Genomic DNA, 13,360 nt, shown 5'->3' on the forward strand with positions numbered 1-13,360 from the left:
GGGTCCGGCCCGGCAGGAATTTCTACTACAAAGAACGCGCTGCGAGGTTCGGCGCGCGTGCTACCTTGCGGCAAGCTAAAGCTTACCCTCCAGATGATGCTGCGCCCGTTGCTCACCGATTTACTGGCCTTGTTTTTTCCACACGCCTGCCTGGCCTGCCAGCAGCCGCTGGTAGCCGGCGAGCACCACCTTTGCACCGCCTGCCGCGCCGAGCTGCCCTACACCGACTACCACCTGCTGCCGCCCGCCCAAAACCCGCTCGGCCGGCGCTTCTGGGGCAAGCTGCCGGTGGCGCACACGCTCAGCTACCTGCGCTTTTTGCGGCATGGCCGCGTGCAGCATCTGCTGCACCAGCTCAAGTACCAGGGCCAGCAGGGCGTAGGCAAGGCGCTGGGCCAACTCTACGGGGCCGAGCTGGCCTCGGCTGGCCTGGCCCCGGCCTTTGACCTCATCGTGCCCGTGCCGCTGCACCGCCGCAAGCTGGCGCGCCGGGGCTTCAACCAGGCCGATGCTTTTGCCGAGGGCCTCGCCGCCGCGCTGCCCTGCCTCTGGAGCGCCACCGCCCTGCGCCGCACCGAGCACACCGCCTCCCAAACCCGCAAGAGCCGCGCCGAGCGCTGGCAAAACGTGGCTACCGTCTTCGAAGTAGCCCGGCCTGAGGCCGTGGTGGGCCGCCGCATTTTGCTGGTCGATGACGTGCTGACCACCGGGGCCACGCTCGAAGCCTGCGGCGCGGCGCTGCTGGCGGCGGGGGCTAAGGAGCTCAGCATCGCTACCATAGCCTGTGCGGAGTAGGAACACAGATTGACCGCAGATTAAAACGGATTTTTAAGATTTAACGGATACGCCTGCTGCGCAGGCTGACTATGCAGGATAAAGTAAAGAGCAAAGGGTAGTTGAGAGATAATTAAAAGAAGCGACTATATTGAGGAAATGACTAATAGTGACAGCAAATAAGAAAGGCCGCCCAAATGGGCGGCCTTTCTTATTATTTAAAGCAAACGAAGAGCTTAAAACTTAACCCGTATAGCCAGCCTGCGCAGCAGGCGTATCCGTTAAATCTTAAAAATCCGTTTTAATCTGCGGTCTTACTTGTTCGAGCCGGCGTTAATCATCGCGCAGCGGAAGCCAATCGTGGCCGTAGCCGAGTCCTCGGCCATGAAGCGGCGGGTACCGGGCGAGAGGTAGTAGGCCACATCGCGCCACGAGCCGCCTTTGTACACGCGCACGTGGTCGTCAATCAGCGACTGGTAGCCCTTCTTGTCGTACTTCGACTCGGGGTCACCTACGCCGTTGCGGCGGAAGGGGTTCAGGTCTTCTACGTCCTGGTACGAGAGGGGGCGGTACACGTCCTGCACCCACTCGTTCACGTTGCCGGCCATGTTATACAGGCCGTAGTCGTTGGGCGGGTAGGCGTACACGTAGTCCGTAATCATGGCGCCGTCGTTCAGGCTGCCCGCGATACCGGCGTAGTCACCCCGGCCGCGCTTGAAGTTAGCCAGGAACTGGCCCTGCTTCTTGCCGTAGGGGTTGCGGGTCGAGCGGCCATCCCAGGGGTAAATGCGCTTCACTTCCTGGTTTTCGTTGCCTACTTCCTGCACGCCTACGAGGGCTTGGGCGGCAAATTCCCACTCGGCCTCGGTGGGCAGGCGGTAGTTGGGTAGCGAGGTGCCGGCTTCGATAGACGGCGCGCCTTTGCCATTGGCAAGGGCACCGGCGGCGGCACCAGTACCACCTTCGGCGGCAGTGCCAGTATCACCTTTTTTCTTCTTTTTGCCAAACAACCCTTTTTTCTCGCCGTCGCCGCCTTTGGCAGCGAGGCCTTCGTTTACCTTGGCCGTGCGCCAGGTGCAGTAGCGGTCAGCTTGCAGCCAGTTCACGCCCACTACCGGGAAGAAGCGGAAGCCGGGGTAGCGCAGGTAGTAGGTTACGTAGGGGTCGTTGAACGACAGGTCGCGGGCCCACACCGTGGTGTCGGGCAGGGCGGCCTTGTACTGCTCCTCAGTCGAGTCTTTGCGCAGATAGTGCAGATACTCAAGCCAGTGGATGTTGGCCACCTCCGCTTCGTCCATGTAAAACGAGGCGATGGTCACCGTGCGCTCCATGTTGTCGTGGGTGTTGGTCACGTCCTCTTCGGTCGTGCCCAGGATGGTGCGGCCACCCTCGATGTACACCAGGCCCGGGCCCACGGGGGCTTTCTTGAAGTCCGATACCTTCATGCCCTCGTCGGTGTTATACTCGAGGCCGGTGGTCGAAGAGCTTTTGCCGGGGTTGTCGGCCGTGCCGAGAGTCTTCTTGTTGCAGCTGGCCAGGGCCAGGGCTCCAACAGCCAGCAGACTCATAGTGGAGGTGAACTTCATATACAAACTGGATGCTGGGCTAAAGTGCTAAATATAGATAGGCCTAATTTGGCTACAATATTACAAAATAATCAGAATGCCGGGCAAGGGGGCATCGGATAATTTTTTCGGCGTAGCCGCCGATAGGCATTTTCTTGCTTGTCAAACGCGCGCAGGCTAAGACTTATTTCGTGGGCACCGCCCAAATCCTTAGCTAGTTGGCTCAGGCCGGCGTCGTAGCTGTAGCCCACGCGCAGGCTGCCAAATTCCACGCCCACAACAGTAGCGAGCACGTGTTGAGTGCCCGTTTTTTCACTGAAATTCAGGTTGCGATACGCCGCGCCCAGCGAGATAGGCTGCGCGATAAAGTACAATCCAGCCTCCGAGCGCGCCGAGCCGCCCTGGCGCGTGTAGGAGGCCACGGGGGCAAAACTTATCTCGCGGGCATCGTTGGAGCCCCGCCCAAGAGTAGGTTTTTGCAGGAATAATTTGTAGCCCGCGCTCACATTCAGGCGCATGGGCAGTACGGCCTGGGTGGCAAAGCCTAGGTCGGGCTGATTGAGGTTCTGGCCCGATAAGCTCAGCCAGGCCTGCTCGGCGTATAGCACCGCTCCGAGGCCCAAGCTCAAGTAGTTGCGCGGGGGTAGGCCAGTCAGGCTTTCGGCCGAGGGCCCGAGCGCCGAGCCATCAGCCCCGAGCTGGTCGCCAAACACGAAGTTGTCGTAGCCCACGCGCTGGCGGCCGTAGCCCACGCTGGCCCCGCCGCTAAGGGCGAACACTTTGGTCAGGCGCGTGTGGTAGGCGTACTGCGCCGCCGCCTCGAAGCGCGTGTAGCCGGCCTCGCCGGCCCGGTCCTGGCTTAGGCGCAAGCCCACGGCGTGGTGCTGGCCTGGCCCTTGCAGGCGCAGCTCGCCCGCGAGCTGGGTGGTGAGGAAAGCGCCAGCCAGCTGCGGATACTGGTTGCGAAAGCTGAGCGTGGCGCTGCGGTCGTCGAGCAGGCCCGCGAAGGCCGGATTCAAGGCCTGCCGGTTAGCCAACGGCTGCGAGAAATACACGTCCTGCGCCCGCGCCGCCGGGTGCGCCAGCGCCAGCAGGCTCGTGGCCAGCAGCGCAAAAGGCCAGCGGGCAGCCAGGTTAATAGACGTATACTTCAGCAAAGCAATAAATTAAGGCGGCGGGCGGCGCAGGTGGCCGTAGGATTATAGCAGTTATTCTTTGCAAGTATGCGGTGAATTACCCGAATGCGCAAGCTAACGCTACCGGCGCAAAAAAGTCGGGCGGGCCGCTTCGCAAAGCAGCCCGCCCGACCTGAACGCCGCAAGTGGCGCGTTTATTTCTTGGTAATCGTAAACTCTACGCGGCGGTTGAAGCGGCGCGTTTCCTCCTGCTCGTTGCTGGCGATGGGCTGCGCGCCGCCAAAGCCCTGCGTCTTGAGGCGGTCGGCCGAAATGCCCTTGCTCACCAAGTATTTCTTTACCTCGGCCACGCGGTCCTCGCTCAGCTTCACGTTCAGGGCCGGGTCGCCTTGGTTGTCAGTGTGCCCGCCGATGAGGATTTCCAGCGTCGGGTACTGCTTCATGGTTTTCACGAGGCGCAGCAGCTCGGGGAACGAACTGGGCTGCAAGTAGAACTTGCTTTGCGGGAAGAAGATGTTGTTGAGGCGCACCTTCTGGCCCACTTTGAAGGGCACGAGGTACAAATCCTGGCTTTTCTCCGAGTATTTCTCGCTGGCTGCTACGTCGAGGTTGGCGTTTTCGGCCAGGTACTCGGGGGCCTCGGCGCGCATGCCGTACTGCACGCCGGCGGGCAGCACGATGGTGTACGAGCCATCAATCGGCGAGCTTTCGGCCACGCCGATTTCCTCGCCCGTAATCAGGTTTTCGTAGTGAATGATGGCCCGAATCGGCTTCTTGGTCACGGCATCCAGTACTTTGCCCTGCACCAGCGTCACCACGTCGGGCTTGAAGGCGGGCGCGAGCGCGATGCGGAAAATGTCCTTCGAGTTATCAATGCCATTGCGCGACGATACCAGGTAGGCGTCTTCGCCGGCGGCCGAGAGCGTGTAGTAGGCGTCAAAATCGGGCGAATTCACCACCGGGCCCAGGTTGCGCGGGGTGCTCCACTTGGTCCAGGTGCTGTCGAGGCGCTTCGAGTAGAAAATGTCGCTCTTGCCGTAGCCGCCGTGCCCGTCCGAGGCGAAGTATAGCGTCTTGTCGTCGGCCGCCAGAAAGGGCGCGAAGTCCGAGCCCGGCGTGTTAATGGTTTTGCCCAGGTTCAGGGGCTTAGTCCAGGTGATGGGGCGGCCGGGGCTGTCCTGCTCGCCCACCGGGATGGGCTTCGGAAAGCTCACGTACAAATCCTGCCCGCCCACACCCTCGGGGCGCTGCACGGCCATCAGCAGGGCCTTGCCCGAGGTGGCGATGAAGCCGTCGATGTGCTCGGGGTCGTCGTTGCGGTAGTTGTCAATCTGCACCTTCACCGGCGCGCTCCACCCGCCCGGCGAGCGGCGGCTGGTGCTGAAGCCCTTAGGCTCCATAAAGCCATCGACATACACGCCAATGAGCAGCGCCTGCTGCCCGTTGGCCGACACCGAGGCCAGGCCGTTGGGGTCTTCGGGGCCGTTGGGCGGGGTGCCCAGGTTTTTGGCGATGCCCCAGGTTTTGCGCTGCCCGCTTTCCAGCTTCGAATACCAGATGTCCTGCGGGTCGCGGCTACCGCCGCGGTTGCCGGGGTGCCCCTGCCGGGCAAAAAACAGCGTGCGGCCATCGGGCGAGATAACCGGGTGCGTGTCCACGTACTTGCTGTTTACGTTGGGCCCCAGGTTTTTAAGGGTCGAGTCCATCTGCACGGTTTCGACCTCCGAGGCGGCATTTTTGAAGTCCTGCTTCACAATCTGCACGTCCACGTTGGCTACCCCGATGGCGTCAATCTGGTTCACACCCTGCACCTTGGCCGTGTTCATGGTCACGCGCGCCCCGATGGTGAGGTATTTCTCGGGTTTGAATTTTACCTGGAGCGTGCGAAACGCCACCGGAATAGGCCCGGGGTTGTCATTCTTATACACCTCGTGCTTGTTGCCTTGGGTGTCGATGAGCTCGATTTTGGTAACGGAGCCGGGGTTGAAGTTCTCGATTACCGTTACCTGCTGGGCCTTCAACGAGCGTGCAAAGCGCACCTCGATAAACTCATTGGAGCCGTCCTTGGCCGGAATCCAGGCCTCGTTGTTGACCTCGCCGAGCGGTAGCGCGTTGGGCGCGCTCAGCACTTTTTCGGGCGAGTAGGGCTCTTTGCCCTTGGCTTTCTGGGAAGAAACGTCGACCACTTTGGCCGCCCACAGCACGGTTTGGGCCTTGGCGGCCGAGGCGGCTAGCGAGAGGCCGGCAACCAAAAATAACTTAGAAAAAGAAAGAGAATACAATTTCATAACCCGTAATTAATCGTTTTTAAAGGCTAAAATAATGTTGCAAGATAATATAATCCTATAATTTGTACCTTTGCTGCCTTGCCACTACGAACGTACTACCAAACGGACTAGTCTGCAAATGACCAGCTTGGCCGCCGCATATTTGCGCTATGAACACCTCTGCCCCGCTTGCCGTTTCCCACTACGACTACTTAATCGTGGGCGGTGGGGCGGCCGGCCTCAGCCTGGCCTACCACCTGGCCCAGGAGCCGCGCCTGGCCGGGCAGCGGGTGCTACTCATCGAGCCCGAGGCCAAAGACCAGAACGACCGCACCTGGAGCTACTGGTCGGCCGAGGCCGGTCCATTCGACCACTTGGCCGTGGGCGAGTGGGATAAAATCGCCTTTCGCAGTCCGGGCTTTGAACAGGTGCTGCAACTGCACAATTACCGCTACCGCACCATCCGCGGACTGGACTTTTACCAGTTTGTGCAGCAGGCGCTGGCGGCCCGCCCGGCCCAGTTTACCGTAGTGCGCGGCGCCGTGGCCGAGCTTACCGAAACCGCCACCGACGTAGTGGCCCGCACGGCCGCTGGCCCCGAATACCGTGCCCGCTACGCCTTCGACAGCCGCCCGCCCGCCATAGCGCGCCGGCCCGATAAGTACCGCTACCTGCTTCAGCACTTCGTGGGCTGGGAAATCGAAACCGACCACGACGTGTTCAATCCCGACGCAATGGAGCTCATGGATTTTCGGGGGCCGCAGCACCACGAGGCGCGCTTTATCTACGTGCTACCCTTTGGCCCGCGCCGGGCGCTGGTCGAGTACACGCTGTTTTCGGGCGAGGTGCTGGCAAAGGCCGAGTATGAAGCGCACATCCTTGACTACCTGCAAAATACGCTTGGCCTGGCCAGCCACCAGTACCGCATCACGGCCGAAGAAATCGGGGCCATTCCGATGACGAACCACCCGCTACCGGCCCGCGCCGGGGCGCGCGTTATCAACCTCGGCACCCGCGCCGGGCGGGCCAAGCCCAGCACGGGCTACGCCTTCCAGCGCATTCAGGCGCAGTCGGCGCGGCTGGTGGCGGCGCTGGCTACTACCGGCCACCCGCCCGCCGACCCCACCGGCGACCAATGGCAGTTTCACTGGTTCGATACGCTGCTGCTCGACATCATGCAGCGCCAAGGCGAAACCACCCGCGACCTGTTTGCCCAGCTTTTCCGGCGCAACCCCGTGGAGCGAGTGCTGCGCTTTCTGGACGAGAAAACCAGTTGGACCGACAACCTGCGAATTATGAACTCAGTATCGGCCGGGCCGTTTCTGTATTCCATCGCGCAGGTGCTACGCGGGCGCGCCAGCCGGCGGCGCTAGTGGGTTTTGAAAAGTTGGGACAGTACCAAAAGCCTACAAAGCAAAAGCCGCTGCCACAGTCCGTTAGGACTGTAGCAGCGGCTGCTTATCAGCAGCAATGAGCAACGATTAATTGCTCATTGTCAATTGTTTGTTGAATTAATACTCGTCCTCGTTGAACATGAAGTCCTCCTTGGTCGGGTAGTCGGGCCACACCTCTTCGATGTTCTCGTAGGGCTGGCCGTCGTCTTCCAGGCCCTGGAGGTTTTCCACTACTTCCATCGGGGCACCCGAGCGGATAGAGAAGTCGATGAGTTCATCTTTGGTAGCCGGCCAGGGGGCATCTTCCAGGTAGGAAGCGAGTTCGAGAGTCCAGTACATAGTAAAAGAAAAGAGAGTGCGTGAAAAAAGGTACGTAAATGTAAGCCGCCGGGGCGACAACGGCGGAAACCCGCCCAGGGTTAGCGGCGGCTAAGCTGCCGCGGTGGCACTAAAGATGGCAATGAGCTCAGTCTTAGTTTGAATCTTGCGCTCGAAGGTGCGAATTTTTCCTTGCAGCAGCTGCCGAAACTGGTCGTTGGCGGCGGCCGGGCTCAGTTTTTCGAGGTTGTCGCGCAGGGTTTCGAGCTCCTGCTTGTCGCTTTCGATAAACTTGCGCAGGGCCGTGGTGGCGGCCACGGCGCGTTCGTTGGTGGTCATGGTAGTGCCCTCGGCCTGGCGCTTGCGCAGGTAGTAGTCGAGGGCGCTCATCTCAAACACCTTATCGCAGGCCAGCATAAAGCGCTGCCACAGGCGGTCGCTTTCGGGGCCGCGCACGGCGCCGCTCTGCTTCCACTCGGCTTGCAGGGCCTTGGCCTGGGTCACGGCCTGGTTGCTGGGCGTGCCGAGCAGGGCTTCGGCGCGGTTGGCCAGCTCGCGCTTGCGCACCAGGCTTTCCTCGGCCGAGGAGGGCACCGTGGAGCGGCCCTCGCGGGCGGCGGCCACGCGCTGGCTTTCGATGTGGTTTTTGAGGCGCTCGAAGAAGTGGTTGTTCGCCGCCCTAAACTTGGTCCAGAGCTCGGCGGCCTGCTTTTTGGGCAGGTTGCCGTTGACTTCGCGCCAGGCGTTTTGCAGCAGCTTGAGCTGGCGCGAAGTCTGCTCAAACTGGTCGGAGTTTTTCAGGCTTTCGGCCTGTTGCACCAAGTCGCGGTAGCGCTCCACGGTGCGGCGGGCCAGCGTTTTGCGGTCAACCTGGAACGCCTTGCGGCGGTCGAAAAACAGCTGCACGGCGCTGTGAAAGCGGTTTTCCAGGCTTTCGGTCAGCTCCTTGTCCACGGGGCCGGTTTTCAGCCAGGCCTGGCGCAGCTCCTTCACCTTTTCGCTGGCTACTATCCAGTCCTCGCTGTCGGCAAGCTCTTCGGCCTGCTCGATGAGGCTGGTTTTGGTGGCCAGGTTTTTCTCGCGGTTGCGCGTCACCGACACCTTCAGGCCGTCTTCGGCCTCGTGCAGGCGGCGGTTCAGGCTTTCGTAGTCACCGAGGCCGTCGTGCTGCTTGGTTTGCTCCTGCAAGTGCAGGATTTTCATCAGGTAAGAGCCCTGATTTTCAGCGGTGGCCAGGCGGGCGAGCAGCTCCTCGACTTTGGCGCGGAAGGCCTCGTAGCGGCGGGCAAAGTAGCGCAGCGCGTCGTCGTCGGTGTCCTTCACCTGGCCAATGCGGCGGGCCGGCTGCCCCAGGGTCGGGCGCAGCCACACGCCCCCATCTTCCACGTAGCCATAGCGGCGGGCTTCCGTGAGCGGGTGGTCGGGGTGTTCCATGTGGAAGTAGGTGTAGTTCAGTAGGAAATCCGGGTGCAACAGAATTGGCTCCGGACTATGGAAAGAGAATGAAATACAAGTTTACGCGGAAATTCTATTGTTTGTCTTTTCCCACGTTTGGTTTTGGCCGCGAAGGCCCAAATGCCGGGTTTTTAAAACGTCGGAACGACCTTTGCCCGGAAAGGTTCGCCGGGCGGCGGGCGGCCCCTGGCCGGCCGGTCCGCTTACTTAGTCAGCTTCTCCAAACTCCATCATTCTATGTCCGACCAGCCCACCATTATTTTCAGCATGGCGGGGGTAAGTAAAATTTACCCGCCTCAAAAACAGGTTCTTAAGAATATCTACCTGTCGTTTTTCTACGGTGCCAAAATCGGCGTGCTCGGCCTCAACGGTTCGGGTAAGTCGAGCTTGCTCAAAATCATCGCCGGCGTCGACAAGCAGTTTCAGGGCGAAGTGGTGTGGTCGCCGGGCTACTCGGTGGGCTACCTTGAGCAGGAGCCCCAGCTCGACCCCACCAAAACGGTGCGCGAAGTAGTAGAAGAAGGCGTGGCCGAAACCGTGGCTTTGCTCAAGGAATTTGACGAAATCAACGAAGCCTTCGGGGCCGAAGATGCCGACTTCGACAAGCTGCTTGAGCGCCAGGGCACCGTGCAGGAGCGGCTGGACCAGCTCGATGCCTGGAACCTCGACAGCAAGCTGGAGCGCGCCATGGACGCCCTGCGCACCCCGCCCGAAGAAGCCATCATCGGCAACCTCTCGGGCGGCGAAAAGCGCCGCGTGGCGTTGTGCCGCCTGCTGCTGCAAGAGCCTGACGTATTGCTGCTTGACGAGCCTACCAACCACCTCGACGCCGAAAGCGTGTACTGGCTCGAGCAGCACTTGCAGCAGTACAAAGGCACCGTTATCGCCGTCACCCACGACCGCTACTTCCTCGACAACGTGGCGGGCTGGATTCTGGAGCTTGACCGCGGCAGCGGCATTCCGTGGAAAGGCAACTACAGCAGCTGGCTGGAGCAGAAAACCCAGCGCCTCGCCAAGGAAGAAAACGCCGAAAGCAAACGCGCCAAAACCCTTCAGCGCGAGCTCGATTGGGTGCGCATGTCGCCCAAAGCCCGCCAGAGCAAGGGCAAGGCCCGCCTCGCCAACTACGACAAGCTGGTGAGCGAGGAAGCCAAAGACAAAGAGCAGAAGCTCGAATTGTTCATCCCCGACGGCCCGCGCCTGGGCGCCCAGGTCATCGAGGCCGAAGGCCTGCGCAAGGCGTTCGGCGACAAGCTACTGTTCGAGAACCTGAGCTTTGCCTTGCCGCAGGGCGGCATCGTGGGCATCATCGGGCCCAACGGCGCGGGCAAAACCACGCTCTTCCGCCTGATAACCGACCAGATGCAGCCCGACGCGGGCACCTTTGAGGTCGGCCCCACCGTACAAACCGCCTACATCGACCAGCAGCACGACACGCTCGACGGCAGCAAGTCGGTGTTTGACACTATTTCGGGCGGCACCGAAACCATGCTCATGGCCGGCCGGCCGGTGAACTCGCGGGCCTACGTCAGCAAGTTCAACTTTGCGGGCGGCGACCAGGAGAAGAAGGTCGGTAACCTCTCGGGCGGCGAGAAAAACCGCGTCCACCTGGCCATGACCCTCAAGCAGGGCGCCAACCTGCTGCTGCTCGACGAGCCTACCAACGACCTGGACGTGAACGCCATCCGGGCGCTGGAAGACGCGCTGGAAAACTTCGCCGGCTGCGCCGTTATCATCAGCCACGACCGCTGGTTCCTGGACCGGCTGGCCACCCACATCCTGGCCTTCGAAGGCGACTCCGAGGTAGTGTGGTTCGAGGGCAACTTCTCCGACTACGAAGAAGCCAAGCGCAAGCGCCTCGGCGACGTGGAGCCCAAGCGCGTGCGGTATAAGAAGCTGGGGTAAACTAAGTCAACTGACTTATGCGGAATTTTCCTGTACCTTTGCCTTAACTTTTAAGTGAAGATTGAAGTCGAAGTAGTAATGTTTAGCGCTGGGTTAAAGGCCCGGCTATATACGGTGCGTCTGCCTGGGCAGGCGGAAGCCGAAACTACCCGCTTTTTCAATCGGATGCTTACTGATGTGCGGTACAAATCAGATAAACGCTTTGGAACGGCTCTACGGACACTGCTTGATTGGCTGGACCGAATCGCCCGCCTGGAAGGGGCTTTGTTGCGGCTTTTTCGGACCGGAGAAGGCTACGGACAAGCTTTACCTATCGATAAAGGGCCCCTGCGTTTATACTGCTATCGGTTTGATGACCGAAACCTACTGGTATGCGGCGGCGGTATAAAGACCGCGCAAACGGTACAGGACAGTCCCGATTGCCTACCACACTTCAACCTGATGAACCACGTGGTGAAGGCGCTACGCCGCCAACATGTAGGGCCGGAGAGGTTGCCTACCAACGCCGAACAGGCGTACATTCTCGAAATAGACATTCCTGATGATGAATACCCTGGCTGATTTGCTGGCTAAAGCTCCCGCCCGTGAAGACGAAAAACGCTTTGTAGATAAATCATTACAACTGGCTGGCCTCATTGCTGAAGCTATGCTGCGGCAGGGCCTCTCGCAAAAGGCGTTGGCCGATAGGTTGGGTAAGCAAGAGTCGGAGGTCAGCCGCTGGCTTACCGGCTTGCACAACTTCACACTCAAGACGTTGACTCGACTGGAGGCAGTGCTTGAAGAAGACCTCGTGCTGACCTTTCGCGACCAGGCAGTGCCGACAGTGCCGAAAGCAACGGTGGCGGAAAGCGGCTGGGCGGCCCCAGGCGCAGCCTGGCAGACTGGCCGTACTGCGTCTTCGCAACGAGCTTCATCTGTGAAAGCGGATAGTTATGACCTTCTACAAGCTGCCTAATGCCTGAGCATACTGCTAAATCTGCTCCACCTTTTGCGGTTGATGCGCTCACGCTACATGAAACGCGTCTGTTGCAACTGACGCTTACCGATGTGTTCCCAGCACCGGCTACGCCATTGGTGTATACTGTCTCCTCAAAGGCTGAGGTACTGTTTAATGCTCAGTTGGATGATAGTATGCGAGTAGATGTGCACGCTACTATCACGGACAAGGCGAAGGCTAAGCGGGGTAGCAACAAGCTGCGCGTCCAAGTACAGTTAGCAGTATTGTTTCACTACACTGGTCTGGGTGAGCTGCGGCGTAGCAATACCTTACCGTTGCCGCTGGCCTGGACGGCTGTGAGCATCGCCTATTCTACTTTGCGGGGTATGCTGCAAGTAAAGTTGGCTGGCACTTCCTTCGCACATGTGCTACTACCTATTATCAATCCACAGCAGTTGTGGCAGCCCGTCACGTCTTCGCAAGTAGACCCGGACGATGCCGCCAGCGATTGAAGAAGTAAACGACATAGCAATTGACCATGTGAATGACGGTAATCTGAACTAGCCCCCTTGGCTTAAAAAGCCCGCTTGACACTATTGCCGAGCGGGCTTTTTACTAGTAGTACGATGAGCTTTGGGTATGGTAACGCCAATAGCCAGCGTATAGCTCAAGGTATGCTCAACGTTAGTTTCGTGGCTATGACCGCCACCATCCTGTCCGAAACCAGCCTGCCGCGCCTGCCCTCCGCCTCGGGGGTAGAAATTATTGGCCCTACGGCCTACGTGGTGAGCGACGACGCCCCGTTTCTCTACCTGCTCGACGCGGCCACGCTGGCGCCCACTGGCCAGGTACAGCTCTTCGAAACCAGTGAGTTTGGCACCGGCCGCATTCCCAAAGCCAGCAAGCCCGACCTCGAAAGCATGGCCGCCATTGCGGGGCCGGGTGGCGCGGCCGGCCTGCTGCTCTGCGGCTCGGGCGCGCTTCCGAGCCGCGAAGTTGGCTACTTCGTGAGCTTGCCGGCGGCCGGGGCCAGCTGCGCGCCGCGCGTCCTGCAGCGTCTCGACCTGGCCCTGCTCTACGCCCGGCTGCGGGCGCAGCTGCCGCCCGGCACCACGCTCAACATTGAGGCTGCCGCTACCAGCGCCACCGAATTGCTGCTACTCCAGCGCCCGGTGGGCGGCGGGCCGGCCGTGCTGTTTGCTCTGCCGCTGGAGGCGCTCACGCACCTCTTCGAGCCGCGCTGGGCGGGGCCGGGGGCAGTGCGGATGCTGACGTTTGAGCTGCCAAAGCTGAATGGCTACGCGGCCGGCTTTTCGGGGGCTACGTTTGTAGAGGATAGGCTTTTTGTCAGCGCTTCGGTAGAGGCCGCCCCCGATGCCGTGGCCGACGGCGCGGTACTGGGCTCTTTTGTGGGCGTGGTGGAGTTGGCCGACCAAAAAGCTACCTTTGCCCGCCTCGCCTGGGCCGGTGGCCGCGCCTACCTCGGCAAGGTAGAAGGCCTGGCCGTGCGCCGCACCCTGGCACCGGGCCGGCTGGAGCTACTGCTCGTGACCGACGACGACCAGGGCGGCAGCACGGCGCTGGTGGCCGAAGTGCAGCTGTAAAGCGC

General features: G+C 60.7%; 12 protein-coding genes. 7 read left to right on the plus strand and 5 right to left on the minus strand.

Translation table 11 applies throughout. The annotated features are described in order from the left end of the window. Positions 1-93: 93 nt before the first annotated feature. On the plus strand, positions 94-795 hold the full coding sequence (locus VFO93_RS01810; protein WP_325132595.1) for a ComF family protein: 702 nt from the start codon (positions 94-96) through the stop codon (positions 793-795). A gap of 293 nt (positions 796-1,088) precedes the next feature. On the opposite strand, the gene VFO93_RS01815 is transcribed toward VFO93_RS01810, so the two are convergent. The 3 genes from VFO93_RS01815 to VFO93_RS01825 all read right to left on the minus strand — a co-directional run bounded on the left by VFO93_RS01815 (position 1,089) and on the right by VFO93_RS01825 (position 5,727). Then, positions 1,089-2,360 carry an SUMF1/EgtB/PvdO family nonheme iron enzyme gene (locus VFO93_RS01815; protein ID WP_325132596.1) on the minus strand — a complete coding sequence of 424 codons (1,272 nt, stop codon included), beginning with the start codon at positions 2,358-2,360 and terminating at the stop codon, positions 1,089-1,091. A 71-nt stretch (positions 2,361-2,431) separates the two neighbouring features. After that, positions 2,432-3,496: a PorP/SprF family type IX secretion system membrane protein gene (locus tag VFO93_RS01820; RefSeq protein WP_325132597.1), complete on the minus strand. Its 1,065-nt coding sequence runs from the start codon at positions 3,494-3,496 to the stop codon at positions 2,432-2,434. Positions 3,497-3,669: 173 nt separating this feature from the next. After that, the gene (locus VFO93_RS01825) at positions 3,670-5,727 is read right to left on the minus strand and encodes an OmpA family protein (RefSeq protein ID WP_325132598.1); all 2,058 of its coding nucleotides are present in this window, start codon (positions 5,725-5,727) and stop codon (positions 3,670-3,672) included. 185 nt (positions 5,728-5,912) lie between these two features. On the opposite strand from VFO93_RS01825, the gene VFO93_RS01830 reads away from it, so the two are divergent. Then, positions 5,913-7,115, plus strand: a complete 1,203-nt coding sequence (locus tag VFO93_RS01830; RefSeq protein WP_325132599.1) for an FAD-dependent oxidoreductase — start codon at positions 5,913-5,915, stop codon at positions 7,113-7,115. Between the two features lie 138 nt (positions 7,116-7,253). On the opposite strand, the gene VFO93_RS01835 is transcribed toward VFO93_RS01830, so the two are convergent. Both VFO93_RS01835 and VFO93_RS01840 read right to left on the minus strand, forming a co-directional pair. Further along, positions 7,254-7,475, minus strand: coding sequence for a DUF2795 domain-containing protein (locus tag VFO93_RS01835; protein WP_068339058.1), 222 nt, complete (start codon positions 7,473-7,475; stop codon positions 7,254-7,256). Positions 7,476-7,565: 90 nt separating this feature from the next. After that, positions 7,566-8,888 (minus strand): DUF349 domain-containing protein, encoded by a 1,323-nt coding sequence (locus VFO93_RS01840; RefSeq protein ID WP_325132600.1) that lies wholly within the window; start codon positions 8,886-8,888, stop codon positions 7,566-7,568. A gap of 258 nt (positions 8,889-9,146) precedes the next feature. On the opposite strand from VFO93_RS01840, the gene ettA reads away from it, so the two are divergent. The 5 genes from ettA to VFO93_RS01865 all read left to right on the plus strand — a co-directional run bounded on the left by ettA (position 9,147) and on the right by VFO93_RS01865 (position 13,355). Beyond that, positions 9,147-10,814 carry an energy-dependent translational throttle protein EttA gene (ettA, locus tag VFO93_RS01845; protein ID WP_325132601.1) on the plus strand — a complete coding sequence of 556 codons (1,668 nt, stop codon included), beginning with the start codon at positions 9,147-9,149 and terminating at the stop codon, positions 10,812-10,814. Between the two features lie 54 nt (positions 10,815-10,868). Then, entirely contained in the window at positions 10,869-11,375 is a 507-nt protein-coding gene (locus VFO93_RS01850; protein WP_325132602.1) for a hypothetical protein, read from the plus strand. Further along, complete coding sequence (locus VFO93_RS01855; protein ID WP_325132603.1) at positions 11,356-11,769, plus strand: helix-turn-helix transcriptional regulator; 414 nt, start codon at positions 11,356-11,358, stop codon at positions 11,767-11,769. Before VFO93_RS01850 ends, VFO93_RS01855 begins: the two co-directional genes overlap by 20 nt. Next, positions 11,769-12,263 (plus strand): hypothetical protein, encoded by a 495-nt coding sequence (locus VFO93_RS01860; protein ID WP_325132604.1) that lies wholly within the window; start codon positions 11,769-11,771, stop codon positions 12,261-12,263. Before VFO93_RS01855 ends, VFO93_RS01860 begins: the two co-directional genes overlap by 1 nt. A 186-nt stretch (positions 12,264-12,449) precedes the next feature. Continuing rightward, positions 12,450-13,355, plus strand: a complete 906-nt coding sequence (locus VFO93_RS01865; RefSeq protein ID WP_325132605.1) for a DUF6929 family protein — start codon at positions 12,450-12,452, stop codon at positions 13,353-13,355. Positions 13,356-13,360: the final 5 nt, after the last annotated feature.

Source organism: Hymenobacter sp., from assembly GCF_035709525.1.
Classification (GTDB): domain Bacteria; phylum Bacteroidota; class Bacteroidia; order Cytophagales; family Hymenobacteraceae; genus Hymenobacter.

Coding starts and splice junctions, on each gene's coding strand:
- VFO93_RS01810 (WP_325132595.1), top strand. CDS start 94: ATGATGCTGCGCCCGTTGCTCACCGATTTACTGGCCTTGTTTTTTCCA.
- VFO93_RS01815 (WP_325132596.1), bottom strand. CDS start 2,360: ATGAAGTTCACCTCCACTATGAGTCTGCTGGCTGTTGGAGCCCTGGCC.
- VFO93_RS01830 (WP_325132599.1), top strand. CDS start 5,913: ATGAACACCTCTGCCCCGCTTGCCGTTTCCCACTACGACTACTTAATC.
- VFO93_RS01835 (WP_068339058.1), bottom strand. CDS start 7,475: ATGTACTGGACTCTCGAACTCGCTTCCTACCTGGAAGATGCCCCCTGG.
- VFO93_RS01840 (WP_325132600.1), bottom strand. CDS start 8,888: ATGGAACACCCCGACCACCCGCTCACGGAAGCCCGCCGCTATGGCTAC.
- ettA (WP_325132601.1), top strand. CDS start 9,147: ATGTCCGACCAGCCCACCATTATTTTCAGCATGGCGGGGGTAAGTAAA.
- VFO93_RS01855 (WP_325132603.1), top strand. CDS start 11,356: ATGATGAATACCCTGGCTGATTTGCTGGCTAAAGCTCCCGCCCGTGAA.
- VFO93_RS01860 (WP_325132604.1), top strand. CDS start 11,769: ATGCCTGAGCATACTGCTAAATCTGCTCCACCTTTTGCGGTTGATGCG.
- VFO93_RS01865 (WP_325132605.1), top strand. CDS start 12,450: ATGACCGCCACCATCCTGTCCGAAACCAGCCTGCCGCGCCTGCCCTCC.